This window comes from Dermacoccus sp. MPR-E5 (assembly GCF_058809565.1).
In genome coordinates, this window is sequence record NZ_JBXASS010000017.1 from 23,371 (window position 1) to 49,317 (window position 25,947).

A 25,947-nucleotide genomic window follows, 5' to 3' on the forward strand; every position below is an offset into this window, starting at 1 on the left:
CTGGCGAGAAGGTCTTGTGAGCCCACGCGGGCGACCGGGGCGGGGCAGGTCACGAGTGGAGAGGGACGAGAGCCTTGGGGGCGTTCTCGTCACCCTCCACCCGCGGCCTGAGGGCCAAAACTCTGCATTGCAGGGTTTCGGTGCTCGACCGGGGCGTTGCGGACTGAAACTCCGCCATGCCGAGTTTCACTCCTCAAGCGGGCGGGCGCTGCCAGCAGCATGAGCCCCCACGGTTGAGAGCGGAAAAAGTCTCCACGTGGGGCCAGCTCTCAGGCGATCACGCCAGGCCGGGCGCCGCCCCGCCGTCGGAGGCGAACGAGTGAGCGTGCGAACTCGTTCGGTGATCACGGCGAGGCGGCGACCGGCTACGACCTGGCGACGATCAAGCGAGCCTGGAGGCTGAGCTTGCGAAGCCTCCAGTGTGAGCATTGGCGAGCCAGGTCAAGAGGGCCCAACTGAGTTCAGTCTGAGCCTGCAAAGGGCTGAACTCAGATCTTGCCGACGAGGTCCAGCGACGGCGTGAGCGACTCGGCGCCCTCTTCCCACTTGGCGGGGCAGACCTCGCCCGGGTGGTTGCGGATGTACTGGGCGGCCTTGACCTTGCGGACGAGCTCGGCGGCGTTGCGGCCGATGCCTTCGGAGGTGACCTCGGTGAACTGGATGACGCCGTCGGGGTCGACGAGGAAGGTGCCGCGGTTGGCGAGGCCCTCGTCCTCACGCAGGATCTCGAAGTTGCGGGAGATCTGCAGCGTCGGGTCGCCGATCATCGCGTAGTCGATCTTGGCGATCGTCTCGGACGAGCCGTGCCACGCCTTGTGCGTGAAGTGGGTGTCGGTGGAGACGGAGAAGACCTCGACGCCGAGCTTCTGCAGCTCGTCGTAGTAGTCGGCGAGGTCGCCGAGCTCGGTCGGGCAGACGAACGTGAAGTCGGCCGGGTAGAAGAAGAAGATGCTCCACTTGTCGGCGACGTCGGCCTCGGAGACCTCGACGAATTCGCCCTGCTTGAAAGCGGTGGCCTTGAACGGCTTTATGGTCGTGTTGATGAGCGACACGTCATGCTCCTTCGCGTTGGGGATCGGCGGCGAGCGTGGCGCCGCCGCAAGCATTCCTTAACTGGAATGACTCCATATTAGCGTCTCTGGTCGCCATGTCCAACAGCGGGCCGCATGAACATCGCGTGAACGACCCGCCCCCCTCGCGGCGCGCCCCGAGTTCTCAGGCCGACGGTTGTGTGCACATCTGCGATTCACGGTCACATTCGTCGGCGACGGCGGCATGGTCGCGACGGGCGATCTGCGCACCCATCGCGAGGCGCTTCTCGGTGCGGGAGCCGAGCATCATCGGGGACCGCTCACGATCGGCGGCGGGCGCAGCATCTGCCAGCTCGTCGATCCGTTCGGCGGAGTCTTCGGCCTGGACGGCCCGCTCTGACGCCCAGCGCGTCCGAACATCGTCCAGAAACGCGTCAGGCACGACGCGTTCTCGGGCAATGAGCGCCGCGCTACCGATCACTGCAGACCCTCACGATCGACGCGCCGTCGAGACACGGCTCAACCTTTCGTCACGCGCTCCACGACAGGCCGAGCAGCGTCTGCACGACCTCCTCGACGGCGGCCGGGCGCGGCGGTGCGCCGTACGTCGCGACGTGCAGTTCTCGGCCCGCACCGACAACGGGGTGCGTGACGACGCCTGGGTTGCGGTGGCCCGCGAGCGCGAGTGCAGATAGCAACGTCACCCCGAAACCCGCTGCCACGAGAGCTTGTACGGCGACGACGTCGTCACTGGCGAAGCCGATGTCGGGCTCGACTCCGACGGAGGCGCACAGGTCGAGCAGCCCTGTGCGGCAGCGCTCGCACCCCGCGATCCACCGGCCGTCGGAGAACCTTCGCAGTTCTTCCGGCCGCAGGCCCGTCGCTTCCCTCTCGCCGCAGGCGCGCCCCTCCGCGATCGTGCCGCCAACCGAACGAAACGGCTCGACGAGGTGCAACGCGTCCCACCCGAGGTGCTCGACGGTGACGTCGTCGTCGAAGTGCTGCCCGGAATAGGCGAACGTGATGGCGACGTCGACCTGCCCCGAGCGCAGCAACGCGGCGGCTTCCGGCGGTTCGACCTCGACGATGTCGAACGTCAGACCAGGTGCCGTGTCGGCGAGCGTCAGGAGCAGCCGCGGCACGATCGTGCTGCAGGCAGAGGGGAAGGCCGCGAGGCGCACGTGCCCTGCGGCGAGCGTGGTCATGGTGTCGAGTTCCACCTCGGCGCGCCGCAACAGGCCGAGGATCTCCTCGCCGCGCGCCGCCAGACGCGCGCCGTCGGGCGTCAACCGCACCCCGCGCCCGACGTGCTGCACGAGCACGGCGCCGGTCTCCTCCTCGAGTCGGCGCAGGTGGTGCGAGACCGTCGGTTGCCCGCAGCCCAGAGCCGTCGCCGCCGCGCTCACCGTTCCTTCCCGGGCGAGCGCGACGAGGGCTTCGAGGCGTTTCATCTCCACCCCCTCAATGTATCGGCGCCATCGATGCGATCAAGTGATTGCATGTATTGGACGGATGATTCGCCGTCGCGCACGCTGGAGGCATGCCGATCCTGCCGCCGCCAACCCGCGAAACCGCTGCGCCGCACGACCTCGTGTCGGCCCCGCACATGCAGCCCGTCGAGCCCACCCGCGCCGCACCTGCCACTGGCGGCACCGGCGACACCGGCTCGGCGACCCCGGTCGTCTCCTTCGACGGCGTCCTCGCCGCAGCCGAGGCCCTCGCTGCACACCTCGTGCCCACGCCGACGTGGCGGTACGCGGCACTGAGTGACGCGGTGGGCCGCGATGTCGTCGTCAAGCACGAGAACATGAACCCGACGGGCTCGTTCAAGGTGCGTGGCGGCCTCACGCTCGCGAGCCGTCTCGACACCGACGAGCGTTCCGCCGGTCTCGTCACCTGTTCCACGGGAAACCACGCGCAGTCGATCGCGTTCGCGGCACGCGTGGCCGGGACGCGCGCCGTCATCGTCATGCCCGCGTGCGCGCCGAGCGTCAAGGTCGACGCGGTGCGCGCCCTCGGCGCCGACGTCGTCATCGAGGGCCCGACGCTCGCCGAGGCATCCGCTCACGCCCGCCACCTTGCGGAGACGAGCGGCATGCGGTTCGTCAATCCGGGCAACGACCCGGCGATCATCCACGGCCACGCGACGGCGTATCTCGAACTGCTGCAGTCGAACCCGGGCATCGACGAGATCTACGTGCCGATCGGCAGCGGCTCCGGCGCCGCCGGCGCGTGCCTCGTACGCGACGCGATCGCCCCGCACGTGCGCGTCATCGGCGTGCAGTCCGACGGCGCGACGGCCGCGTACGACTCGTGGATGACTGGCTTCATGCAGAGCCGCCCCGCGACGACGCGCGTCAGCGGCCTCGCGACGGCGCACGGTTTCGAGACGCCGCAGAGCATCATGCGCGGCGACGCAGGCGGCGCCGGCAGTCTCGGCCTGCAGGGCTTCGACCTCGTCACCGACGACGAGATCGACGCCGCTGCAACGCTTCTCGCCCGTCACGCGCGGGTGCTCGCCGAGGGCGCGGGCGCTGCCGCACTCGCCGGTCTCGTCGCGCGGCAGGGCACCCAGCACGGCACGACCGGCCTCAACGCCCGAAGCTCCGGCACCGCCGCCGTCGTCGTGACGGGCGGCAACGTCAGCGCTGACGAATGGGCGCACCTCGCTGCAGCGATGAGCTGACGCTCGAGGGCATCCGCTCAGGTGCGGCGAGCACTGGTGCCCGGTGGGCGCTGGTGCCCGGTGGGCGCTATGACCACGTGGGCGACCCGCTGATCCGCGACTGCCGACGTCCACCGAACCGAACGAGCGGGGCCGGCTCCTTCACCAGGAAGGAACCGGCCCCGTTCGTCATGTCGAGCACGTCAGGCCGACTTGACCTCACGCTTGGTGAGGCGGACGAAACCGAGCACCATCGGCAGCACGAGCCACAGCGCGAGCGTGACGGCGAGCTTGCCCCACTGGTCGCCGCTCACGGAGCCGTCGATGAGGGGTGCCATCGACTGCTGCGGGTTGACCCACTCGGCCGCCTTCTGGCCCCATTCGCCGGCCAGGTTGAACAGGGAGACGACGATCGGGATGAACAGGAACGCGCAGATCGCACCGGGCGTGTTCTGGATGAGAAGACCGAACGCGACGCCCATGCCCGCCTGCAGCAGCATGTAGGCGAACAACGTCGCGTAGGCCGTGCCCTTCATGTGCCAATCGGCGTCCCCGCTGCCGAGCGAGCCGACGAGCAGCGTCAGCCCGGCCGCCACGGCCAGCGCGACGATCGTCGCCGCGACCGCTGCGAGGAGCGTCGCCGCCAGCTTCGCGAGCACGACGCGCCCCCGTCGCGGTTCGAGGGTGAACGTGATGAGCCCGGTGCGTTGTGACCACTCGCTCGTCACCGCGAGGATGCCGAGGATCGGCACGAGATAGTTCATCGGGATAAGGGTGGCGCCGATGAGGTCGAAGAACTTCACGCCGTCGCGCTCGGTGTACGCCACCAGGGCGGAGGCGAGCACGATGAGCAACGCGGTGATGGCCATGAGCCACGTGCCGGCGCGGGTGTCCGTCAGCTTGCGCAGCTCGACGGCGAGCAGTTGGCCGAAGCCGATCGGCGTCGACTTGCCGGCGTCACCGAGACGCTTGGGCAGGCGAGCGTGCGTCGGCGCGGCCGAATCCAGCACACCACCGCCCGGGCCGCCCGCATACAGCGGCTGCATGCCGGGGCGCCCTGTCGGCGCGCCCTGCATCTGAGGCGGTCCCGACGGCGCGCCCTGCGGCTGACGCTGCTGCGGCTGGTTGGGGTTGATCGGTGTGCTCATCGTGCGACCTCCCGGGAGTCGGCGGCGGTGAGGTTGAGGAACATCTCTTCGAGGCCCGCACCACCGGCGGCGCCGAGCTGGACAAGCACGATGCCGTGCTGCGCGGCCACGCGGCCGACGTCGATGGGTTCGGCGGGCGTGTGGATGCCGGTCTGGGTGCGCTGCACCGGGATTCCGGCGGCCTGCAGGGCGGAGGCGAGGGCGGCGTCGTCGGTGCTCGCGGCGTTCGTGCCCGCACCGCGCAGCAGCTCCTGCTTCGAGCCCTGACGCACGATGCGTCCGCGTCCGATCATGACGAGGTCGTCGGCGACCTGCTCGACCTCGTGCAGCAGGTGGCTCGACAGCAGCACGGTTCCGCCGCGCTCCGCGTACGAGCGCAACAGCCCGCGCATCCAGCGGATGCCGGCCGGGTCGAGACCGTTCGCGGGCTCGTCGAGGATGAGCACGTCCGGGTCGCCGAGCAGCGCGTGCCCGATGCCGAGGCGCTGACGCATGCCGAGCGAGTAGTCGCCGACGCGTCGCTTCGCCTCCGCAGGCGTCAGGCCGACGACGTCGAGGATCTCGGTGACTCGGTCGGCGGGCAGCCCCATCGTCTTCGCGCCGATCGTCAGCACCTCGTGCCCGGTGCGTCCGACGTGCTGCGCGCTCGCGTCGAGCAGGACGCCGACGTGGCGGCCCGGGTTATCGAGCTTGCTGTAGTCCTTGCCGAGGATGGTGGCGTGACCCCGCGTCGGCGGTGTCAGCCCCGTCATCATCCGCATGCACGTCGACTTGCCAGCGCCGTTCGGGCCGAGGAAGCCGGTCACACGACCCGGCTTGGCCTGAAAGCTGACGTTGTCGACCGACACGGTGTTCCCGTAGACCTTGGTCAACCCCTCTACTGTGATCATGGTCTCAACCCTAGGAGGCTCACGCCGCGTCAGGCCGCATCGGCGTGTCATCTCATCCTCCCGGCACCGAGGATTCATCCGCGCGACGGAGTCTGCGTCATCCTTGCGACGGACGCGCGGCGCGCGATGCGAGCATGGACGCATGAGTGACACGACGCGCGGCGAACGGTTCGTCGAGATCGACTTCTACGAGCGCGACCTCGACGGGGCCCGCTTCGTCGACTGTCGGTTCACGGCGTGCGACTTCACGGAGAAGAACCTCGTCGACGTGACGTTCGAAGGATGCGCCCTGTTCGACTGCCGCTTCCACGACACCACACTCGAGCGGGTCGCGTTCACCGGCGCCACACTGAGCGGTTGCTCGTTCGCGATGACGACGCTCGACGGCTGCAAGATGACCGGTTCGACGTTCGCCGACTGCGGGTGGCGCGACACGACGATCGTCGGCGGGCAGTGGGCGATGGTGACGATGCGTCAGCAGACACTCGACGGCCTCGACTTCACCGGCGCCCGCCTCAGCGACGCCGACCTCAGCGAATCGTCCCTGCGCAGAACGGTCTTCGCCGACGCCGACCTCAGCGGCGCCACCCTGCGCGGGGCCGACCTACGGGACGCCGACCTGCGCGGCGCCCGCGTCGACGGCATCGATCTCGCCCAGGCACGCTTCGCGCAGACCCGCATGGACGTCGACGCGGCGCTCGCCGTCGCAGCGGCGCAGGGCATCGTCATCGGGTGACGGGCATCAGCCCGCGCGTCTCGGAGGATGCGCGATCAGCGGGTTGCCAGGTGAGCAGGCCGTGGTGAGACGCGGCGTGTCAGCAGCCGTCGCCGCCGGGCGTGGGGGCCGTGTCGCCGGCACCACCGGCGTCGGCGCGGGCGAGCAGCACGAGATCGCGCGAGTCGAACGTCGGGCTGTAGGACGTGTGCGTGTAGCAGCCGCCCTGATGATGACCGCCGATGACGCCGATGACCTGCTGCTCGCTGTGCCCCTTGCTCGTCACGGTCGTGACCCACGGCGAGCCGCTGCTGCCCGTCGAGTACCCGTCGCAGTGGAAGACGGGGTCGTTGTCGTCGTCGAGAACGGTGGTCTGGCAGACGGTCGGCATGTCGGAGTCGTTGTTGTACGACTGGACGGAGACTGGCGTGCCGGCCGCGCGGGAGCGCCCGACCTCCAGCTCGTAGGCGCCCGTGGCGTCCTCGATGTGCTGGACGTTCTTGCCGCTGCCGTGCGTCTCCATGCTCAAGAACGCGACGTCGGCGTCGGGATCCTGATCCTTCATCCATGCGGAGTCGAGGAACGCGGCCTTCACCTTCCACGTGCCCAGCGGGCGCGCCCCACCCGAGTACTGCGGGACGAAGACGAGGTCGTCGGACTTGCCGCCGAGGCAGTGCGCGGCCGTCATGATGACGTCCTTGCTCTCACTGTGGACGACCGAGGCGGTGCAGAAATGCGCTTCGTCCCCACCGTCGGAGGGTTCGATGAGCACCCCGGTGCGTGACGTCGGGTTGGCACCGGCCGCCTGAAGGGTGCGGCCTCCTTCGGCCGTCGGTGCGGCGGTGAAGGCGAGGGCGCCCATGCATCCGGCGGCGACGAGCGCCCGGCGCGCACGGGTGAGGTGGAGCAGCTGACCCATGACACCTCCTCGACCGCGCGGGAATGTTTCGTACCATGTGCTACATCGGCGTGGCGGCAGGCAGCGTTACGCAGCTCTCCCCCATGGACGATCCGCGCAGTACATCTGCAACGTGTTCAGGGGTGGCCAGTCATGACGCTCTGGTCACGACCCGCACGCAAGACGGGGCTTGCACACAGGAGAGTGGCGCGTCGGTGTGGCGCACGAGAAAGCCGGGTGCGTCTCGCATGTTTCACGTGAAACACGCGAGCTGCACCCGGCCTCATGGCATCGATCGTCAGTTCGTCGGGAACCCAGGTCGACCTGGCTCTGCGTCGGGTCGGGCCAGCGCGTCGTGACGACCTTGCGGCGCGTGTAGAAGTTGAACGCCTCCGCGCCGTACATGTGGGTGTCGCCGAACAGCGACTTCTTCCAGCCGCCGAAGCTGAACGAGCCGACGGGCACCGGGATCGGCACGTTGACGCCGACCATGCCGACCTCGATGGCGAACTCGAACTCGCGGGCGCTCTTGCCGTCACGCGTGAAGATCGCGACGCCGTTGGCGAACTGGTTCGCGTTGATGAGTTCGACGGCGTCCTCGAACGTCTCGACGCGCACGACCGACAGCACCGGGCCGAAGATCTCCTCGTCGTAGACCTTCATGCCGGGCTTGACGTGGTCGACCAGGCTCGTGCCGATGAAGAAGCCGCTCTCGTCGAAGTGCTTCTCGCGGCCATCCACGACGACGCGCGCACCCTCGTCGGTGGCGCCAGCGACGTACGAGGCGACGCGGTCGCGCGCCTCGCGCGTGATGAGCGGACCCATCTCGGAGCGCTCGTCGAAGCCGTCGCCGATGACGAGCTTGCCCATGCGCTCGGCGATCTTGTCGACGAGCGGGTCGGCGACCTCCCCGACGGCGACGAGCACCGACACGGCCATGCAGCGCTCGCCCGCCGAGCCGTACGCGGCGCTGACGGCCGCGTCGGCGGCGGCGTCGAGGTCGGCGTCCGGCATGACGACCATGTGGTTCTTCGCGCCGCCGAGGGCCTGCACGCGCTTGCCGTTCTTCGACGCGCGCTCGTAGATGTACTGCGCGATCGGCGTTGATCCGACGAAGGAGACGGCCTTGATGTCGTCGTGGTCGAGGATGCCGTCGACGGCCTCCTTGTCGCCGTTGACGACGTTGAGCACGCCGTCGGGCAGGCCTGCCTCCTTGAACGCCTGCGCGATCCACAGCGCGGCGGAGGGGTCGCGCTCGCTCGGCTTGAGGATGACGGTATTGCCGCACGCGATCGCCGTCGTCACCATCCACAGCGGCACCATGGCCGGGAAGTTGAACGGCGTGATGCACGCCACGATGCCGACGGGCTGGCGCACCGAGTGGACGTCGACGCCCGAGGAGACCTGCTCGGAGAACTCGCCCTTGAGGTGGTGCATGAGGCCCGCGCAGTACTCGACGTTCTCGAGGCCGCGCACGACCTCGCCCGCGGCGTCCGAGACGACCTTGCCGTGCTCCGCCGTGATGATGCGTGCGAGTTCGTCGCTCTTCGCCGTGACGATCTCGCGCAGCTTGAACATGACGGCGGCGCGCTTCGTCAGCCCGGTCGCGCGCCAGGCCGGCAGGGCGGCACGTGCGGCGTCGACGGCCTGCTCGAGGTCGCTGACGCTCGCGAGCGCGACGCGACCGCTCACCTCACCCGTCGCGGGGTTGAACACGTCCTGTTCGCGGCCGGTTCCGGCGACCTCGCCGCCGTTGATCCAGTGGCCGATCTGCTTGATGTCACTCATGGTTCACACCTTCGTCTCGTGGGTCCCGCGATGCGCTCGTGGCTGTCTGCGGGGTTCTGGGTGGTCAGTGGTGCGAGCGCCGCGTCGGGCTCGGTGGTGGTGACGCGTGGGGCCAGCGATGGTGCCGCGTCGGGCCGGGGCTGGTCGTCCGTGGCCACGCGACTCGCGCGGGCGCTCGGTCAGGCGTCGCGGCGTGCGCCGCCGTGGACGTAGCCCTCGGGCAGGCCTTCGGCGTCAGGGTCGACGGCGGCGACGACGACGGTGCAGTCGAGCTCGCCGCCACCACCGTCGACGGCTTCGGCGAGGCGTTGCGCGGACAGGCCCGTCGCGGGCAGGTGCAGGCCGTGATCGGCCGCGGCAGCGAGGGCGAGACCGATGTCCTTGAGCGCCAGATCCGCGCGGAACGACGCGGCGAACTCGTTGTTGACCGCGGCCGTCTCGACGACGCCGGGCACGGGATACCACGTCTGCAGCGCCCACGAGTTGCCGGAGGAGACGCTCGCGATCTGGTGGAACGTCTTCGCGTCGAGGCCGAGCTTCTTCGCGAGCGTGGCCGCTTCCGAGAGGCCCTGCACGGCGACGAACAGCATCATGTTGTTGACGATCTTCGCAGCCTCACCCGTCGTCGGGCCGCCCGTGGCGAAGAAGTTGCCGCACATGGGCTCGATGAACCGGCGCGCACGTTCGACGTCGGCGTCCGCACCGCCGACCATGAACGTCAGCGAGCCGGCCTCGGCGCCGGAGATTCCGCCGCTGACGGGCGCGTCGACGAAGTGCAGGCCCTTCGCGGCGGCCGCGTCGTGCACGGCCTGGCAGGTCGCGATGTCGACGGTCGAGGAGTCGATGAGCATCTGCTCGGGCGTCGCATGGGCGAGGATGCCGTCTTCGTTCGAGGGTTGGGAGCCGTCGGCCGCCTGAGCAGCTCCGAAGTAGACGGCGCGCACGTGCTCGCCCTTGGGCAGCATCGTGATGACGGCGTCGGCGCCTTCCATGGCCTCCGGCGCGCCGCCGGCCAGCTCGACGCCCGCGTCGGCGGCAGCCGCGCGGCAGGCATCGACGACGTCGTGGCCGCGGACGGTGAAACCTGCCGCGATGAGGTTCTTCGCCATGGGCAGGCCCATGTTTCCGAGGCCGATGAACGCGACGGTGGTCATGATGCTCCCCTGGGGTCGTGGGTGCGCACACGCCATGGGTGGGCGTGAGCGACGATGCTCGCCACTCTATGACCTGCATCACACGACCAGTGGATCGGGGCCCACCCGGCGCGCTCTCGTCACCCGCGCGACTCACCCGCGCGCGACGGCGCCCTTCGCCGCGGCCCACGACCCGAAGTGCTGACGCATCGCAGCGCCACTGGGCGCCGTGCGGCCGGCGTCGGATTCGCTCTTCACCCACGCGCCGTAGGCGGTGAAGGAGGTCGACGCGACGTCGGGGCGGCCGTCGTCGGCTGCGGCGGCGAGGAAGGCGGCGACGGCCGCGCGGTAGTCGTCGTCGGAGAAGGAGCCGGCGCCGCGCGAGCGTCCGGCGTTCGCCGTCAGCCCGAGCGCCTCGGCGGCGCGCGCCCACGACCCGCCGCCGAGGCGCTGACGGATCGTCTGCGACGTCGGCGGCCACACCGCCACACCGACGCGGGCGACGATGCCCCGCTCCTCGAGATACGCGCTGCGCGCCGCGTCGTACTGCGCGGCGCTGATCGACGAACCACCGGCCTCGGGTGACCCGCCCGTCACCCGCTCGTGGAGGAGGCGATACGCGGCTTCGGGGCTCTCGTCGTCCATGGGGTCATTGTGGCGCACCCGCCCCGCCATGCCGGCCGTCGTGTCGATACGCCGGACGACGGCCCACGAGGCGTCTGCGTCGACACCAGAGAGAATACGAGGCCGCCGATGGATGAATGCGGCATCGGGCTCCCGTCGTCGGACGTCAAAGTACGGCGTCCGGCAACGTATACCGGCGACGCGGACGTCATCGTCATCGTCGAGACGGTGCGGCGACTACGCGACCGCGCGGCCGTCGCCATGTTTGCCCGAAAACGCGTCCTGCATGACGCGCTTTCGGGCAATGATCAGGCGCCTGGTCGTCGCTGTCCGCGAGGTGATGGCGGGGGCAGATCCCCGGACGAATGTGACCGAAAATCGCACATGGGGACGAGAATCGCCGAAGGGGACGGGATTGCAGGGGTGCGCAGTGACGGCGGCGACGTGGTGGAGCGAGGGGTCGACGGGTCGAAGAGCCCTCCCAGGGGCGGCCGGCCTGGAGGTTCCAGCGCGTCCACCCCGTCGGGCGTTGCATGCCGCGGCCGTGCGAATTATCGTCGAATACATGGCAAAAATTGCATTCCTCACCAGCTCTGAAGGCATCGAGAGCGTCGAGCTGACCGACCCCTGGAAGGCCGTCGCCGACGCGGGCCACACGCCCGTCCTCATCTCGCCCGAGTCGGGCGAGGTGGACCTGTTCGACCACCTCGACAAGTCGGGCACGCAGAAGGTCGACATCGAGCTGTCGGACGCCGACATCAACGACTACGCCGCGCTCGTGCTGCCCGGTGGCGTCGCCAACCCCGACAACCTGCGCGCCGTGCCGGAAGCCGTCGACTTCGTCCGCCAGTTCGTCACGGGCGGCAAGCCCGTCGCGGCCATCTGCCACGCTCCGTGGATGCTCATCGAGGCCGACGTCGTGCGCGGCAAGCGCGTCGCGTCGTTCCCGAGCCTCCAGACGGACATCCGCAACGCCGGCGGCGAATGGATCGACGAAGAGGTCGTCCTCGACGCGAACCTCATCACGAGCCGTAACCCCGACGACCTGCCGGCCTTCGACAAGGCGCTCCTCGACGCGGTCGAGAAGGCCTCCGTCTGAGGTTGACCTCGACAACGCCTCCTCCTGAGGCTTGTCGTCAGTGGGTTCCTGGCTGAGGTTCACCCCTCATGCGACGCCCCGGTTCGTCGGATTTGCTCACGCTTCCGACTGCCGGGGCGTTTGCATGTCTAGCGCCGCCCCAACGGCGAGTTTCGTCCACATCGGCGATTTTCGGTCACATTCGTCCTCGGCTCGGCGTCCACCAGTCTCCCCGCGTTGGACGCCGGCCTCGCCACCACCGCACGTCAGCGGGCGTCTGAGACGCAGGGACGCGCAGGAGGCGTCAGCCGAAGATCGCAGGGACGGCGTTGAACTGCAGCATCGGAGCGAGCAGGACGTCGTCCTCCGGCTCGCGCAACTGTGCCTCCGTGAACCACCGCAGTTCCTCGATCTCGGCGGCGACGCGCGGCGTCTGCGTCAGTTCTCCGGGGTAGGTGAACACGTGGGACTCGAGGGCGAAACCCGGTTCGTTCGCCGCGTCGGAACGGAACTCGCCGAGCGGCTCGAGCTCGGCCGCCGAGACCACGAGCCCGAGCTCCTCCTCGACCTCGCGCGACGCCGTCTGAGCGAACGTTTCCCCGTCCTCGAGCTTGCCGCCAGGCAGCATGAACCGCTGCGTGCCGCGCTTGCGGACCGTCAGCACGTGACCTTCGGCGTTCCGAAAGACGACCGCAGCGACCCGAATGAGCTTCTCCTCCACCATTCGTCCAACCCTAGATGTTGAGCCCCGTGACGTTCCGGAGCTCAACCGAATTTGCCGCAAGCCCACGGACAGCGGCACGGGGGCGGCGCGATCCACCGGCGCCGCATGGCGCTTCGATTCGCATGAAAACAGATTCATAAGACCCACAGCGTCAACGCGAGGCGGCACAGTGAGGACATGACTCCCCGCAATGCCCCTTTCCTCCCGTCGGTCGCTGATCGTGCGCAGCGACGCGCGTTCGAAGCGTTGCTCGCGCTGCCGCGAGCCGTTCGTCATCGTGCCGCAGGCCAACCGCACATCGTCGACGGTGGAGCACTCGACCCCGACATCACCGTCGGGTTGAAGGTGCTCGGACGCATCGGAGGCAAAGAACTCGACGAGCGCTCGGTCGCTGACGCCCGTCACGCTCTCGCAGCCGAATCGTGGCTCTTCGCAGGTGAACTCGCTGATGTTGCGAACGTCGAAGATGTCGTCCTCGACGGCTCGTCGTACGGCGCCGGAGACATCCCCGCCCGCCTGTACCGCCCGCACCCCTCGCCCGTGACGGTGGTGGGCAAGCATGCGCGCGTCGTCGACCCCGATGCGGATGAAGTCGGCGCCACGGAAGCCGGCGCGGCGGTCGATGCTCGCACGGACGCCCCGAACGTCGCCATCCGCGAGCCTCGCGCGGACCGGCTGCCGCTGCTGGTGTACTTCCACGGTGGCGGGTGGGTTTTGGGGTCGCATCGCACGCATGACGCCGTCGCGCGGGCGTTGTGCGCGGGCGGTGAGGTGGCGGTGCTCAACGTCGACTACCGCCTCGCTCCTGAGCACGTATTTCCGGCGTCCGTCGACGATGCCGTCGCGGCGTTCCACTGGGCGCACGCGCATGCTGACGCACTCGGCATCGACCCGGATCGCATTGCGGTGGGAGGCGATTCGGCCGGCGGCAACCTCGCAGCCGTCGTCGCGCAGGAATGCGCCCGTGTCGGCGGACCGCAACCTGCGTCGCAGATGCTGTTCGTACCCGTCACCGACCTGACGCTGCCGCGCTCGCGCAGCTACGAACTGTTCAGCGAGGGCTACTTCCTCACGCGCGCCAACATGGATTGGTACGAGGCGAACTACCTCGGAGGCGGAACGCTGCCGGACGACGTCGATGCGATGCGCCGCGACCCGCGCGTCTCACCGCTGTTGGCCGATGATCTGGAGCAGCTCGCGGAGCGCGGGCTCGCACCGGCGTACGTCGCCGTCGCGGGATTCGATCCGTTGCGTGACGAGGGAATCGCCTACGCGCGCAAGCTCTCCGACGCAGGTGTGGCGACGACGTTGCGCGTGCATACCGACGCCGTGCACCCGTTCATCAATATCCTCGCCACGGACCTCGGGCGACGCTGCATGGCCGAGGCCGTCGGCGCTCTCCGCATGGCCCTCCACGTGCGCTGACGCCCCGCCGCTCACCCGTTCACCCGTTGGCCCGCTCGCACCTCGGCGATCTGGTCGTGGCCGTGGCCATGGCCCTGCTCCGTACCCACCTGCGATTCTCGTCCACATTCGCGAATCCCGTCCCCGTCGGCGATCTACGGTCACACTCATGGCGCCGCTGCCTCCGGACCAACGACGGACGGGCGAGGTCTCGGCCTCAGCCGTCGCTCGTCACATCACCGACGCGGAGACGACGGTGTCACCACCGTCCATCCCCCCTGGAGCTGGCTGACTGGGACGCACCGTAGGCAGAGGTGGGCGGGGGCCGTGCGCCCGCCTGAGTGAGGTCGAGCGAATGTGGACGAAAATCGCAGATCTGGACAAGAATCGCAGTTGAGGCAGGGTCGCCAGCCACAGGCGGCCGACCAGCTGACGTCAGGCTCTCGCCCCCTCCGGCCACATCACGGGGGGAAGCTCAGTTCGTGGCATCCCACGCTGTCAGCGACTGCCCGTGGGGCCCCGTCAGAGCGCGGGGTTGCCCGTCGACGGCGAGCACGAAACGTCCCTGCAGATCACGTGGTTCCCAGGCAGCAGCTACCGCGTCGCGCATGCCTGGCATGACGCTGGGCGCCTCGTTGCTGATCCACGTGAAACCACCGGGCCGATGCGTCAACTCGCGCAGGCGACGTTCGAATCGTGCGCGGGTGTCATCGTCGACGTAGGCAAGCACGGCCGAGTGGAACAGCACGAGGTGCAGCTCGCCCGGCACCTGCGCGACGAGGCGCTCGAGGTCGTCGACGACATCGCCACGGACGATGTGCGCGGCGTCCTCGGGGTGCGACGTCACGTGCCGCCTGACGGTGTCGATCGCCGCAGCGAGCCGCGATGCGCGTTCGTCCTGGCCGGGCCACACGAGCGCTCGCAACCAACGGGCGTTGTCGAGAGCCTCGGGGTCATCGGACAACACATCGAGTGGGTTGAGATCGAGGCCGCCACACCATGCGATCGTCGGCGCATGCGGCGTTGCGTTCGTCATCTCGTCGAGTGCGCCGGCGACCACGCACGTCAGCAGCGGCCGGTCGACCCCGTCAACCCCGAACGGACCCGACGCCTCCCGCGGCTCGAACACCTCGTCATCGCACGAGGATTCGCGCCCCCGGGAAGCCAGCGCCCCACCAGCAGGTGCGTCTTTGCACTCGCCGCCTGGGTCGACACCCTCGTCGTCAGCGCCACCGGCGGCGGGGCCTTCGTCAACCTGGGACTCAGCGACGACGAACTCGTAGGCATAGAGGTCGGGATAGAGCGCCAGCCCGGCCGAGCACCCGACCTCGACGAGCGCGATCGGGCCGTCGCCCGCTGCACGCGCCGCATCAGCGATGAACGGCAGCAGCGTCGCGCATCGCCCGACCTCGTTCGTCTGGGTGGCCCGCGAGAGCGCCACCGCGCGCACCTCGTCCCAGTGCTCGTGCAGCCAGGCGGCGAACGACGACGCATCGTCGGACGGCGCGTCGAGGTAGCGCGCAGCGCCCAGGACGAGGTTGGGCTGACGCTTGGCCGCAGGCAGCGTCGCGATGAGCGAGAGGACGGCGTCGTCATCCGCGATGCGCAGGCAGATCGCCTCGTAGATCGGCGAATTTCCGCGAGCTTCGTTCGTGGCGAACCTGCGGTAGGCCGTGGCGGTGTCGGCTTCGAGCCCGGTCATGGTCATGGTGGCCTCCTTGGTGCCTCGACGTCAGCCTCCGCCCGTCGACGGCGGCTCACAAGACGTCGAGGCTAAGAAGCAACCCCGAAATTCACGCGCGGCGGGAGCCCGCGCCGTCCGTACCGCTCGGTTGGGCACAGCGCCACGCCGCACCCCGATGGCATGAAATCGCGCGTCGTGTGGTTGAGTGGAACACGAGCACGCAGCCGACGAGATCTCTCCGGCGCCGCTCGATGATCCGCGCCCCGCGTCCGTGACGCCCGGCCCGGATCCCCACCTCGCCACGACGCGAAGCCGCGAACCATCGCGCCGCCGACCGGCCACCTGACTCGAAGGATCACGCATGACCATCACCAACCCGTTCACCCTCGCCACGCTGACGACGACGCCCGACGCGTCACCCGCCGACGTCGCCGAAACCCCCGTCACCCCCTACGCGACGCTGTGTGCGGATACGAGCCGCCCAGCCGCGTTCGCGATGACGTTCGTCGAACCCGCAGCATGATCGAACGCGGTCTGACGAAGGGTTGAGCGGCTGCTCAACGTACGCGCAGGGGCGCAGGCCTACGCTGGGGGCGTCCCGACCATGTGCTGGAGCTCACCGATGACCGATTCGCACCCCATGCCTCGTCCCGTCCTGTCGGCTCAGGAGGCGCGTGAGCGTATCGCGGCCGTCGAGCAGTTCATGGTCGCGTACCGTTCGGCCATCGACGAGATCGAGACGAAGCTGCGCGTGCTGCAACGCGAGTTCACGCACACCGACAGCTACAGCCCGATCGAGAGCGTCAGCACGCGGCTGAAGTCGATGGAGTCGCTGGTGCGCAAGGCCCGCAAACGCGACTGCCGCCACCTCGATGACGTCCGGGCGCGCGTCACGGACATCGCCGGCATCCGCGTCATCTGTTCGTTCACGCATGACGTCTACCGCGTCCGCGACCTGTTGCTCGCGCAGGACGACGTCACGCTGCTCGAGCAGAAGGACTACGTCGCGCACCCGAAGCCGAACGGGTATCGCAGCCTGCATCTCATCGTCGAGGTGCCGATCTTCTTGTCGACGGGCCCGCAGCCCGTGCCCGTCGAGGTGCAGTTGCGCACCATCGCCATGCTGGGCGAGCCTCGAGCACAAGATCTACTACAAGTACGACGGCGACGTGCCCGCGCACCTGCTCGCGGAGCTGACGACGGCGGCGCACACGGCCAGCCGCCTCGACGCCGGCATGGAGAGGCTGCACCACGAGATCAGTGCGCTGCGCACGGCGAACTCCGCTGATGACGATCACGTGCTGCCCGAGATGCTGCAGCTCATCAGCTACTTCGACGGTTCGCCGGAGCGTCACTGAGGCGAGACTCAGCCCTCGTCGGGTCCGCGCGTGTAGGCCGCGGCGCGGATGATGTCGTCCTCCTCGAGGCCTGCTCCGACAGCGCCGCCCAGCGTCGCGAGTGACGCCGTCATCCAGGCGCTCTCGACGATCTTGCCGATCGACCACGACTGATCCGACAACTGCTGGAACGAATGCCCGTCGAGCAGCAGGAAAGCGGCGGCGAGCGCCAGCAGGAACACGGCGAGGTAGAAGACGCTGACGCCGATCGTCATCGTCAGGGCTGTGGCGACGTTGAAGAGCATCACCTGTTCGCGCTCGGCCTGGCGGCGCGGGCGTTCCCACAACTTCGCCCCGACGATCAGCGAAACCGCTACGGCCACAACGGCGATCACCGACAGCAGGCCGAGCCTCCACGGCCCGTAGTTCGTGGCGAGCACCCAGATGTCGGGCGTGATGAGCATGAGCGCGCCGGCAGCCGCCGTCACCGCGATGAGTTGGCTGAGGCGCAGCGCGAGCGTCAGCGGACGGTTGGCTCGCACGAGCCTGAGCAGCACGCCGACGTTGCCGCCGAGCACGCGCGCCGCGAACTGCACCGGGTTCTCGTCGTCGCGCCCCTCGACGTCCTCGGCCCGCTGGCGGGCACGGCGGTCGATGTCGCCGCTCGTGTCGTCCTCGTCGAAGTCGAGCAGCTCCTCGACGAGACGCACGCACGCGGCGCGCACCTTCGTCGCCACCTGCACGACGCCGAGGGCCGGCACGACGACGAGCCCGACGCCATGGACGGGCGACAGCTGCATCTGCACGACGCGGCGCCCGTCCTTGAGCGGCAGATCGGTGAGGACGAGTACGAGATCCCAGTTTTCGTCGAGCATCCGATCACGTGCCGTCTCGATGAGGTCGAGGGGCGTGACTGGCGGTTCGGCGAGACGATCTTCGACGACGACGAGGTTCCACTCGACCTGCGGGTAGTGCGCCGCGAGCGCCGCCGTCACGTCGGGCGCGAGCGTCGCGCTCGTCAGCGCTGCGGGTGAGACGACGAGCCCGACGTCGAGGACGGGGCGATCCGACGGGTCCGACGGGTCCGACGGGTCCGACGGCGCAGTGTCCGGTCCGGAAGCGTCTCCCCCGGAGGCCATCCCGGCCGGGTGTTCTCCCGCCGATCGGAGGGGCAACTCGTGTGTCGCGTCGTCGTCATGCACGTGCCCATGATGCGCCATCAGCGCGCCGCGCTCATCTTCGTCGCAAGGACGCCGGGGTGCGACGTGCCGCCCTGCCGCCCCGGCGCGCGCCACGTCACGCCACGACGACGAACGGGGACGCGCTCGACGTGGCGATCGACGACTCTGCCGACCGCATGACGGAATACGTGCGCCGCGCATGTCATTGAACCGAACATGAAGGCAATGACGTACTCCCGCTACGGCGATGACAGTGTTCTCGAACTGCGCGATCTCGACACCCCGCGCGTCGGCCCCGGTGAGGTGCTCGTGCGCGTCAAGGCGGCGAGCGTCAACCCCGTCGACTGGAAGGTCATGTCGGGCGGGCTCGACCCGCTCATGATGACGGTCTTCCCCGCCGTTCCGGGCTGGGACGTCGCGGGCGTCGTCGAGGCCGTCGGGCTCGACGCGCCCGAGTTCCGCGTCGGCGACGAGATCATGGCGTACGCCCGCAAGGACGTCGTGGCCGGCGGCACGTTCGCCGAACTCGTCTCGGTCCCGGTGCGTACCGCGGCCCGCAAGCCGGCGTCGATGACTTTCGAGGAAGCGGCCTCGCTGCCCCTCGCCGGGCTCACGGCGTACCAGACGCTGACGCGTCTCAACCTCAACGCCAACGACACGCTGCTCGTGCACGGTGCGTCCGGCGGCGTCGGGTCGTACGCGGTGCAGATCGCCAAGCACATCGGGGCGCGTGTCATCGGCACCGCGTCCGAGCGCAACCACGAGTACGTGCGAGGCCTCGGGGCGGACGACGCCGTCGAATACGGTGACGGCCTGGTCGAGCGTGTGCGCGCCATCGCACCCGACGGCGTGACGGTGAGCGCCGACTACGTCGGTGATGTCGAGGAGCAGACGATGCAGCTGCTCACCCCGGCCGGGCGGCACGTGTCGGTCGCCGACCCGAGCGTCGCGCTCAATGGCGGGCTCTATGCGTGGGTGCGCCCGAGCGCCGACGACCTCGCGAAGCTCGCGCAACTCGTCGACGACGGCGCGCTGCGCGTCGACATCGCCGCGACGTATCCGCTCGAGCGACTCGCCGATGCCTTCGCCCAGAGCCGTGAGGGCCACACGCGCGGCAAGATCGTCGTCACCCCCTGACGCATTTCGTCCAGCCGACGAGTTCCGCCGACCGTGTGGCGGGCTCGTCGGCTCGATGGTGAACCTGTTGATGTCGCACCCCGAATTCCCGGCCACTTCGCACCCCTACCGCCTGGTAGCGGCCTAGCGTTGAAGCATGAGAACTCGGGGGATCGTCAGCATCACGTTCATCGCCGGCCTCGCAGTCCTGACGGGTTGTTCGTCGGACGACGGGTCGAACCCGGCGTCGGGCACGTCGTCGTCCACGGCGACGGCGTCGACCACGCCGTCATCGACCTCGTCGCAACCCACCACGTCGACGGCGGTGTCCTCGAGCGCGCCGACTTCCACGTCGGCCCCGACGTCGAGCACCGCTGCCCCCACGACGCCTGCGTCGTCGACCGTGGCGCCGCAGCCGACGTCACCGTCGGCGACGCGCAGTTCGCCGACATACAGCGCGACCTCCGAGCGCCCGCCTGCGCCGGGTGATCCCACGGCGAGCACCGTGAGTGGTGTGACGTTCGGGCGCAAGCAAGTTCTCACGCCGGGCAGCCCGGTCATCGCCGATGGCATCGGCAAGGTCAAGCCGTCGACGTTCGCCATCACGTCGCACCACACGATGTTCGTCACGGACGTCGTGTGGAGCAGCTGGGGCGACCAGGTGGCACGTGCCACGGGCATCGCCGAGAACGGCGAAAACTCCGATTCGATGGTCGACCTGCCGCGGCAGAAGGCGTACATCACGGCCAAGCTCGGCACGTGCCGCGGGCGGCCCGCGTACACGAAGGTGGCGTGGAACTTCACATCGTTCGAGAAGAACGAGACGAACCCGCAGGGGTGGTACAACATCTGCGACCTCGCGTCGAACTGAGTGCCGGCGCCGCATGGAAGACCGCGCGGCATGGACGACCGAGCTGACGGCTCGCCCGGGTGGTATGCCGGACTCGGTGTCGAGTTCCTCGCGCCGCAGGGGTGGAGAAAGCTCGAACACACCGTCGACTTCGCCACGGCCGCGTACCCCGCAAGCGCGCGGGTCCCGGACGTCGAGGGCCGCGGACTCATCTTCCGACGAGGTTCGCGGCTGCCTGTTTGTCGTCGGCGTCGCACCTTCGTAGACTCGTGACGATGGTGGAGGATGAGCCGTTCTGGCATGACGACGAGCACGATGACCTGCTGGCTGAGGAAGAAGCCAACCGGTCTCGTCGTCGCGCGTTCATCGGGGTGGTGACGGCGTCGATCATCGGTGCCGGAGCGTTGGTCGGTGCCACCATGTTCGCGAAGAACTACGGCAGCAACAGCGACTCCCAGCTCCCGGCCTCGGTGGCGTCGAGCACATCGGCCACGCCGTCGAATTCATCGTCTGTTTCGTCGAGTTCATCGAGCTCGAGCTCGTCGTCCTCCTCGAGCACGTCGACGACCTCGTCGAACCGGCCGACCGCGCAGGCCACGACGGTGGCACCGACCACGGCGCCCACGCGCACTGCGCCGACGACGCGCGCGCCCCGCACGACGACGACGCGCGCGCCTCGCACGACGACGAAGCCGAACACGACCTCGTCCAAACCGAAGCCCACGTCGACGAAGCCGACGACGAAGTCGACGACCACGGCGCCGTCGACCACCACGACGTCCGCACCGCCGCCGACGACGCAGGCCCCGACGACGCCTGCGCCCACGCAGCCCCCGGCGACGACGCCGCCTGCTCCCGAGCCGACCAATACGCTCGGCACCGGAGGCCCCGGGGCTCCGAAGACGGCCGCCGCGAGCGGGTCAGCACCCTGATCTCAAATCTGGAAGCACGCTGAGCTGTCGTCAGCAACCTCCTCATTCGCTCAACAACCGGCCGGTGTCGTCGCGGGCGTTGAGCATGAGGATCTGGATGCCGTCGATGACGCCGTAGGCGACCATGAACACGCTGAGCATCGTGCAGCCGGGCACGAAGATGCCACTGCTGAACACCGCGAGGTGGATGCCGCCGCGGCGTGAGTCACCGGCGTAGAACCGGCCAAGGCCCGCCCAGCCACCGACGATCTGCAGGAGCCCCGCTGTCGTCTTCTTGCGCGGTGAATGCTGCGGCACGGATGCGGGCTGCGTCGGCCATGCGCCGGGTTGCCATGGGCCGGGTTGCCAACTTCCCTGATGCCACCCCGCCGCGGACCACTCCCCAGGAGCCCGCGGCCCAGCCGACCAGGCTTGCGGGGGGACGGTTCCAGGCGGCCACGGCCCTGAGGCCCAGGCGTCCGACGACCACGCGCCCGAAGGCCAGGCGCCGGGCATGGGCTGTTCGTGGTTCCACCCGCTGTCGTGGTGGCCCCGAGCGTCAGGCGCAAAGCTCTGAGTCGGTGGCATGTGGGGTGCGTCGATGGGCGGGCCGTAGCTGCCCACGCGCGGGTGAGCCGGTGGGAGCGGGTACGGCAACGACGTGGGCTGCGGTTCGGGTGCGGGAAACATGACGTCAGTCTTGCGACGCCACGACCGGCCGCGCGTTCGTCATCCACAACCGTCGCCGTCCACAGACGACGTTGCGAATCGGAAGAGTCGCGCACTGCCGCCGCATTCGTCGACAACGCCCGAGGCGCCCCACCCTGTTCGGGTGAGGCGCCTCTGCGGTGAGAGCGTTCGTCAGTCGCGCAGGGCGCTGATGACGCTCGTGATGAGCATGAGCAGACCCGCGATGATGCACAGCGTCAGCCCCCAGCCGCTGCCGGCGCTGAACCCGGCGAGACCGTTCGCGCCCTGCTTGGCCTCGTCCAGCTTGTCACGGACGTCGAAGTAGTCGTAGACGGCGACGGCCGTGGCGATACCGCCCAGCGCTGCGCCGGCCCACATGACGGGCTTGCGGATCTTGCCGAGGGCGCGCAGCACGCCGAGAGCCAGGGCGATGATGGCGGGGATGAGGACGAACCAGCCGTCCGTCACCTTGTTGTCATCGCCGGCGGAGTCGGAGTTGGGGATGTTGCTCGACTCCATGCCGATGCCGTTCGTCGAGGCGTTGAAGTTGCCGAGCGTGCCGGCGTCGATCTTCAGCCACATCCAGGTGCCGAAGACACCGATGATGGCGAGGAGCGAGGCGGCAACGAGGCCCCAGCCGAGCGTCTTGCCGATGCCGGGGCGGGGCTTGTCGGCCGTCGCGCCGTTCTGGGGCGCGTACTGGTTCTGCGTCACCGTCTGGCCCTGGTTGTACTGCTGGCCGGGGTTGTAGGCGGCACCCTGCTGGTTGGTGTTGGCGTATCCCGCCTGCGCGCCGGAAGCGTAGCCCTGCGGCGAGGAGTTGTAGCCGCCGTTCTGCTGGGCGGGCTGACCCTGGCCGTTCTGGCCGTACGGCGCGCCTTGCTGCCCCTGCGGAGCCGAGTTCCACTGACCACCCTGGTTGTTGGGCGCGGAATTCTGTGCCGACGAACCGTACCCGGAGCCGTACTGGCCGGCGGGGTTCGAGCCCTGCTGCCCGCCCGACGTCTGGTAGGTGCCGGCCTGCGGAGCGGAGCCGGGAACCGGCGGGTACTGGCCGGGGCCGCCGGAGGCCTGGCCGTACCCGTTCGAGCCCTGCGCGTTCGAGGCGTTGTGCGGCATCGCGCGGGTCTCGCCCTCGTTGGCAGCGAACTGTCCGCCGAGCCCGCCTGCCTGGTGCTGACCCTGCTGACCCTGGCTCTGCCAGGTCGACTGGCCCTCGCCGGCCTGCTCGTGCGAACCGGCCGACGCCATCTGCGTCGGCTGCTCGTTCAGGTCGTCGTTCGAGTTGGACATCGCGGTTTTCCTCCCGTGCCACGGACGTTTGATCAACACATTAGAGGAACCTGGGAGCTCATCGGCTCCAACTGGCGGGTAACGCCGTGTCGTGGGCGTGTCGGTCGCCCGTCAAGGCTGTGGGCATCGAGACCGTCCAATGTCCGTTTCGACGGGCTACGTCGCGGGTGTCCGCTCGGCGTACGTCGAGCGAGCACACAGACCCGTCGGGCGAGCGCGCGCCTCCACCGGCCCCTTCGAGTGGCGGCGATAGCGGCGCCAGCTCAGCGTCCGTGGGCCTCGTCGATGCGTTCGAGGATGGCGGCGGCGAGGGGCTCGGGGTGGAGGTCGCTGATCCAGTGGCCGGTGTTCTCGAGTTCGACGAGGCGGTAGGGGGCGTCGACGTAGGCGTGGGTGAGGTGGGCGGCAGTGCGGCCGAAGGCGAAGTCGTCCGCGCCCCAGACGTACGTCGTCGGGATGGTGCAGGGGCCGAGGTCGGCGGCGTCGCGGGGGCCGTAGGCGCGGTAGTAGTTGAGGGCGGCGTCGAGGGCGCCGGGTTCGGCGAGGAGGCGGGCGTGTTCGTCGAACGTCGCGCGGGGCAGGTCGTGGCAGCCTTCGCGTAGCTGGCGCCAGTCGTCTGCCATGAGGTGTTCGGCGGCGTCGGGTTCGCGGAACGTCTTGATGTACTGCATGGCGTCGCGCTGGGATTCGTCGGTGGCGATGGCGTCGAGCATGGCCTTGGGGTGGGCGGTGCTGACGGCGGTGTAGGTCGCGAAACGTTCGGGGTGGCGGATGGCGGCGAACCATCCGATCGTGCCGCCCCAGTCGTGCCCGACGAGGTGAGCACGCTCGACGTCGAGGGCGTCGAGCAGGCCGATGACGTCGCCGGCGAGTTCGTCGATCGCGTAGTTCTCGACGCCCTGGGGGCGCGCGGCGGACGAGTATCCGCGCAGGTTCGGGGCGATGACGCGGTGGCCGGCGTCGGCGAGTTGCGCTGCGACGAAACGCCATTGGGCGTTCGACTCGGGGAAGCCGTGCAGCAGCATCACCGGCGCGCCGTCATCGGGGCCGGCCATGGCGACGTCAAACGTCAGGTCGTCGACGGTGACGGTGCGGGCATGGCCCCAGGGGGCGGTGGGCTGACTCGAAGCGCTCATGATTCGACGCTACTCGTCGGGTGGTGGCTCAGTTCAGCTTGCGGCCGTAGGGGTCGCGCACGGAGCCCGTCAGCATGAGGATGGCGTCGATGAACGCCCAGATGCTGACGCCGACGAGGATCGGGAAGCCGACGAGGATGAGCGTGCCGAACAGGCCGATGAGGCCGAGGGCGAGTTGGATGCCGCCGGTTCGCGTGTCGCCGATGTAGAAGCGGCCGACGCCGAAGTATCCGAAGAAGAGCTGCAACAGGCCGGCGGCGATCTTGGACTTGTCGGAGAGCGGTTCGCCCGTCATCGGGTCGATCAGGCCCGGCGCGTAGGGCATCTGGCCCGGTGCGACGCCGGGTTGCCCGGGGCCCTGCCACGACCCGTAGCCCTGGGGCTGTTGGCCCGGGAACCGCTGGGCGGTCGGCCCCTGCCATGCACCGTTGCCCTGCTGGCCGTAACCCGGCGCGCCGCTCGGGCCATGACCGTAGCCGCCCTGCCATGACGGGCCCTGGTTGTACCCGGGCGAACCCTGACCGGAGGGCGCGCTCGACGGGTACGGCGAGTACGGGTACGGCTGGTCGGCGCCGGTGGCCCATCCGCCGTGAGTCGCGCCGGCCGAGTCGATGTAGGGCGCGTCGGCCCGGTAACCATCGTCGCCGGCCGGGGTGCCGCCGTGGTGGCCGTTTCCCGCCGCTGCGTAGCCGTCAGAACGCGCCCCGTAAGGCCCTGATGCATGGGGCATGGCCTGCGTGTCGTCGTGACGATGGGTGCCGCCGTAACCCGGGTCGTTGCTCATGTCTCAACTGTGGCACGTCGGGGCGGGCGCAGGGGCTTGGCGGCGTCAACGCACCTCGAACGTCACGTCATCGGGCAGATCGCTGACGCTGACGTCCCCGGCCGCGTCGACGGCAAGGCAGAACGTCTCCCCCGCGAAGCGCAAACCCTCGAATTGTATCGCTCCGAAAGGTGCGCCCGTCGCCGGACGAACCGTCGCACGGCGGGCCGGCACGTCGACCTCCAGCCCAAGAACGGCGGCGATGATGGCGGCGGCAGAGGCAGCCGACCAGGCCTGAGGACGGCAGGGGTCGGGTAGGGCGGTCGTTCAGTGGCGGAACGTTCGGCGTCTGCGCCGCGAGGGCGTTCGTCATCTTCCTCATCATCGTCGTTCTCACGTGGTTGCAGCGGCGCATCATGGATGAGGACAAGCCACTATTCCGCCGCCGTCGCCGCCTGAATGGAGGGCTCTGACGTCCACCCCGGCCAGTCCGGCGATCACCGAGACGGCGACGCCCTATGCGACAAGGCGCCGCAAGTTGCCGGCCCGCACGATCGTCATGTAGGTCGTGTTGACCATCACCGCGCGCATTTACCTGTACCCGTTCTTCATTCAGGTGGCGACGTTGTTCAAGACGGACGCGGAGGCGAGCGCGCACCCGCTGGCCCTCATCCCGAGCCCGATCTGCTTCCTGCAGTGGAAGACGATCTTGGGTTCGGGTGACATTTCGCTGCCGACCACGCGGTGGCCCGGCAATGCGATGCTCGTGACGGTGTGTGTCACGGCGGGGCGAGTCTTCTTCGACTCGCTGGCCGGGTATGCGTTGACACGGCTGCACTTAGGGGCCGCAAGGCAGTGTTCAGCGCGTTGCTCGCCGTGATGTCCGTG

Annotated in this window: 27 protein-coding genes; 9 read left to right on the plus strand and 18 right to left on the minus strand. The window is 69.2% G+C overall.

Annotation, left to right across the window (positions count from 1 at the left end; translation table 11 throughout):
- Positions 1-488 precede the first annotated feature (488 nt).
- From ahpC to AC1RS9_RS12315, 3 genes are all read right to left on the minus strand, one after another.
- Positions 489-1,052, minus strand: a complete 564-nt coding sequence (ahpC, locus tag AC1RS9_RS12305; RefSeq protein ID WP_006943499.1) for an alkyl hydroperoxide reductase subunit C — start codon at positions 1,050-1,052, stop codon at positions 489-491.
- 163 nt (positions 1,053-1,215) lie between these two features.
- Positions 1,216-1,473, minus strand: coding sequence for a hypothetical protein (locus AC1RS9_RS12310; RefSeq protein ID WP_492921663.1), 258 nt, complete (start codon positions 1,471-1,473; stop codon positions 1,216-1,218).
- Between the two features lie 88 nt (positions 1,474-1,561).
- Positions 1,562-2,482 (minus strand): LysR family transcriptional regulator, encoded by a 921-nt coding sequence (locus tag AC1RS9_RS12315; protein ID WP_082740412.1) that lies wholly within the window; start codon positions 2,480-2,482, stop codon positions 1,562-1,564.
- An 89-nt stretch (positions 2,483-2,571) separates the two neighbouring features.
- Here AC1RS9_RS12315 and AC1RS9_RS12320 point away from each other — a divergent pair, with 89 nt between their 5' ends.
- On the plus strand, positions 2,572-3,717 hold the full coding sequence (locus AC1RS9_RS12320; RefSeq protein WP_473957503.1) for a threonine ammonia-lyase: 1,146 nt from the start codon (positions 2,572-2,574) through the stop codon (positions 3,715-3,717).
- Between the two features lie 182 nt (positions 3,718-3,899).
- Here the strand turns inward: AC1RS9_RS12320 and AC1RS9_RS12325 are convergent, their stop codons facing one another.
- Together AC1RS9_RS12325 and AC1RS9_RS12330 are read right to left on the minus strand one after the other, a co-directional pair.
- Positions 3,900-4,844, minus strand: coding sequence for an ABC transporter permease subunit (locus AC1RS9_RS12325; RefSeq protein ID WP_165584864.1), 945 nt, complete (start codon positions 4,842-4,844; stop codon positions 3,900-3,902).
- The gene (locus AC1RS9_RS12330) at positions 4,841-5,734 is read right to left on the minus strand and encodes an ATP-binding cassette domain-containing protein (protein WP_038566425.1); all 894 of its coding nucleotides are present in this window, start codon (positions 5,732-5,734) and stop codon (positions 4,841-4,843) included. The genes AC1RS9_RS12325 and AC1RS9_RS12330 overlap by 4 nt, the downstream gene beginning before the upstream one ends.
- A 142-nt stretch (positions 5,735-5,876) precedes the next feature.
- Between AC1RS9_RS12330 and AC1RS9_RS12335 the strand changes: the two genes are divergently transcribed.
- Positions 5,877-6,470, plus strand: coding sequence for a pentapeptide repeat-containing protein (locus AC1RS9_RS12335; protein WP_473957500.1), 594 nt, complete (start codon positions 5,877-5,879; stop codon positions 6,468-6,470).
- 79 nt (positions 6,471-6,549) lie between these two features.
- Here AC1RS9_RS12335 and AC1RS9_RS12340 read toward each other — a convergent pair whose 3' ends face one another.
- The 4 genes from AC1RS9_RS12340 to AC1RS9_RS12355 form a co-directional block, all read right to left on the minus strand.
- A complete protein-coding gene (locus AC1RS9_RS12340; RefSeq protein ID WP_473957498.1) occupies positions 6,550-7,368 on the minus strand; it encodes a trypsin-like serine peptidase in 819 nt (272 codons plus the stop codon).
- 144 nt (positions 7,369-7,512) lie between these two features.
- The gene (locus tag AC1RS9_RS12345; RefSeq protein ID WP_492921667.1) at positions 7,513-9,135 is read right to left on the minus strand and encodes a CoA-acylating methylmalonate-semialdehyde dehydrogenase; all 1,623 of its coding nucleotides are present in this window, start codon (positions 9,133-9,135) and stop codon (positions 7,513-7,515) included.
- 179 nt (positions 9,136-9,314) lie between these two features.
- Positions 9,315-10,289 (minus strand): NAD(P)-dependent oxidoreductase, encoded by a 975-nt coding sequence (locus AC1RS9_RS12350; RefSeq protein WP_492921669.1) that lies wholly within the window; start codon positions 10,287-10,289, stop codon positions 9,315-9,317.
- 132 nt (positions 10,290-10,421) lie between these two features.
- Complete coding sequence (locus tag AC1RS9_RS12355; RefSeq protein ID WP_074040097.1) at positions 10,422-10,913, minus strand: hypothetical protein; 492 nt, start codon at positions 10,911-10,913, stop codon at positions 10,422-10,424.
- 544 nt (positions 10,914-11,457) lie between these two features.
- Between AC1RS9_RS12355 and AC1RS9_RS12360 the strand changes: the two genes are divergently transcribed.
- The gene (locus tag AC1RS9_RS12360) at positions 11,458-11,991 is read left to right on the plus strand and encodes a type 1 glutamine amidotransferase domain-containing protein (RefSeq protein WP_492921671.1); all 534 of its coding nucleotides are present in this window, start codon (positions 11,458-11,460) and stop codon (positions 11,989-11,991) included.
- Between the two features lie 283 nt (positions 11,992-12,274).
- On the opposite strand, the gene AC1RS9_RS12365 is transcribed toward AC1RS9_RS12360, so the two are convergent.
- Positions 12,275-12,694 (minus strand): NUDIX hydrolase, encoded by a 420-nt coding sequence (locus AC1RS9_RS12365; protein WP_492921673.1) that lies wholly within the window; start codon positions 12,692-12,694, stop codon positions 12,275-12,277.
- A 177-nt stretch (positions 12,695-12,871) separates the two neighbouring features.
- On the opposite strand from AC1RS9_RS12365, the gene AC1RS9_RS12370 reads away from it, so the two are divergent.
- On the plus strand, positions 12,872-14,119 hold the full coding sequence (locus AC1RS9_RS12370) for an alpha/beta hydrolase (protein WP_492921675.1): 1,248 nt from the start codon (positions 12,872-12,874) through the stop codon (positions 14,117-14,119).
- 454 nt (positions 14,120-14,573) lie between these two features.
- Here the strand turns inward: AC1RS9_RS12370 and AC1RS9_RS12375 are convergent, their stop codons facing one another.
- Positions 14,574-15,806: a DUF2332 domain-containing protein gene (locus tag AC1RS9_RS12375; protein ID WP_492921677.1), complete on the minus strand. Its 1,233-nt coding sequence runs from the start codon at positions 15,804-15,806 to the stop codon at positions 14,574-14,576.
- A 337-nt stretch (positions 15,807-16,143) separates the two neighbouring features.
- Between AC1RS9_RS12375 and AC1RS9_RS12380 the strand changes: the two genes are divergently transcribed.
- Both AC1RS9_RS12380 and AC1RS9_RS12385 read left to right on the plus strand, forming a co-directional pair.
- The gene (locus tag AC1RS9_RS12380) at positions 16,144-16,305 is read left to right on the plus strand and encodes a hypothetical protein (protein WP_156444974.1); all 162 of its coding nucleotides are present in this window, start codon (positions 16,144-16,146) and stop codon (positions 16,303-16,305) included.
- A gap of 117 nt (positions 16,306-16,422) precedes the next feature.
- The gene (locus AC1RS9_RS12385; protein ID WP_492921679.1) at positions 16,423-17,070 is read left to right on the plus strand and encodes a GTP pyrophosphokinase; all 648 of its coding nucleotides are present in this window, start codon (positions 16,423-16,425) and stop codon (positions 17,068-17,070) included.
- Between the two features lie 78 nt (positions 17,071-17,148).
- Here the strand turns inward: AC1RS9_RS12385 and AC1RS9_RS12390 are convergent, their stop codons facing one another.
- Positions 17,149-18,321 carry a hypothetical protein gene (locus tag AC1RS9_RS12390; protein ID WP_492921681.1) on the minus strand — a complete coding sequence of 391 codons (1,173 nt, stop codon included), beginning with the start codon at positions 18,319-18,321 and terminating at the stop codon, positions 17,149-17,151.
- 195 nt (positions 18,322-18,516) lie between these two features.
- Between AC1RS9_RS12390 and AC1RS9_RS12395 the strand changes: the two genes are divergently transcribed.
- A complete protein-coding gene (locus AC1RS9_RS12395) occupies positions 18,517-19,437 on the plus strand; it encodes an NADP-dependent oxidoreductase (RefSeq protein ID WP_492921683.1) in 921 nt (306 codons plus the stop codon).
- A gap of 123 nt (positions 19,438-19,560) precedes the next feature.
- On the opposite strand, the gene AC1RS9_RS12400 is transcribed toward AC1RS9_RS12395, so the two are convergent.
- Positions 19,561-19,911, minus strand: a complete 351-nt coding sequence (locus AC1RS9_RS12400; RefSeq protein ID WP_492921685.1) for a hypothetical protein — start codon at positions 19,909-19,911, stop codon at positions 19,561-19,563.
- Positions 19,912-19,921: 10 nt separating this feature from the next.
- Here AC1RS9_RS12400 and AC1RS9_RS12405 point away from each other — a divergent pair, with 10 nt between their 5' ends.
- Positions 19,922-20,287 (plus strand): hypothetical protein, encoded by a 366-nt coding sequence (locus tag AC1RS9_RS12405; protein ID WP_492921687.1) that lies wholly within the window; start codon positions 19,922-19,924, stop codon positions 20,285-20,287.
- A gap of 412 nt (positions 20,288-20,699) precedes the next feature.
- Here AC1RS9_RS12405 and AC1RS9_RS12410 read toward each other — a convergent pair whose 3' ends face one another.
- From AC1RS9_RS12410 to AC1RS9_RS12430, 5 genes are all read right to left on the minus strand, one after another.
- Entirely contained in the window at positions 20,700-21,146 is a 447-nt protein-coding gene (locus tag AC1RS9_RS12410; RefSeq protein WP_492921689.1) for a hypothetical protein, read from the minus strand.
- A gap of 94 nt (positions 21,147-21,240) precedes the next feature.
- Positions 21,241-21,495: a TM2 domain-containing protein gene (locus AC1RS9_RS12415; protein ID WP_074040084.1), complete on the minus strand. Its 255-nt coding sequence runs from the start codon at positions 21,493-21,495 to the stop codon at positions 21,241-21,243.
- Between the two features lie 543 nt (positions 21,496-22,038).
- Positions 22,039-23,160 carry a hypothetical protein gene (locus AC1RS9_RS12420; protein ID WP_492921691.1) on the minus strand — a complete coding sequence of 374 codons (1,122 nt, stop codon included), beginning with the start codon at positions 23,158-23,160 and terminating at the stop codon, positions 22,039-22,041.
- Positions 23,161-23,423: 263 nt separating this feature from the next.
- Positions 23,424-24,296 carry an alpha/beta fold hydrolase gene (locus tag AC1RS9_RS12425; RefSeq protein ID WP_492921693.1) on the minus strand — a complete coding sequence of 291 codons (873 nt, stop codon included), beginning with the start codon at positions 24,294-24,296 and terminating at the stop codon, positions 23,424-23,426.
- Between the two features lie 28 nt (positions 24,297-24,324).
- Positions 24,325-25,080 carry a TM2 domain-containing protein gene (locus tag AC1RS9_RS12430; protein ID WP_492921695.1) on the minus strand — a complete coding sequence of 252 codons (756 nt, stop codon included), beginning with the start codon at positions 25,078-25,080 and terminating at the stop codon, positions 24,325-24,327.
- Between the two features lie 550 nt (positions 25,081-25,630).
- Here AC1RS9_RS12430 and AC1RS9_RS12435 point away from each other — a divergent pair.
- Complete coding sequence (locus AC1RS9_RS12435) at positions 25,631-25,939, plus strand: hypothetical protein (RefSeq protein WP_492921697.1); 309 nt, start codon at positions 25,631-25,633, stop codon at positions 25,937-25,939.
- Positions 25,940-25,947: the final 8 nt, after the last annotated feature.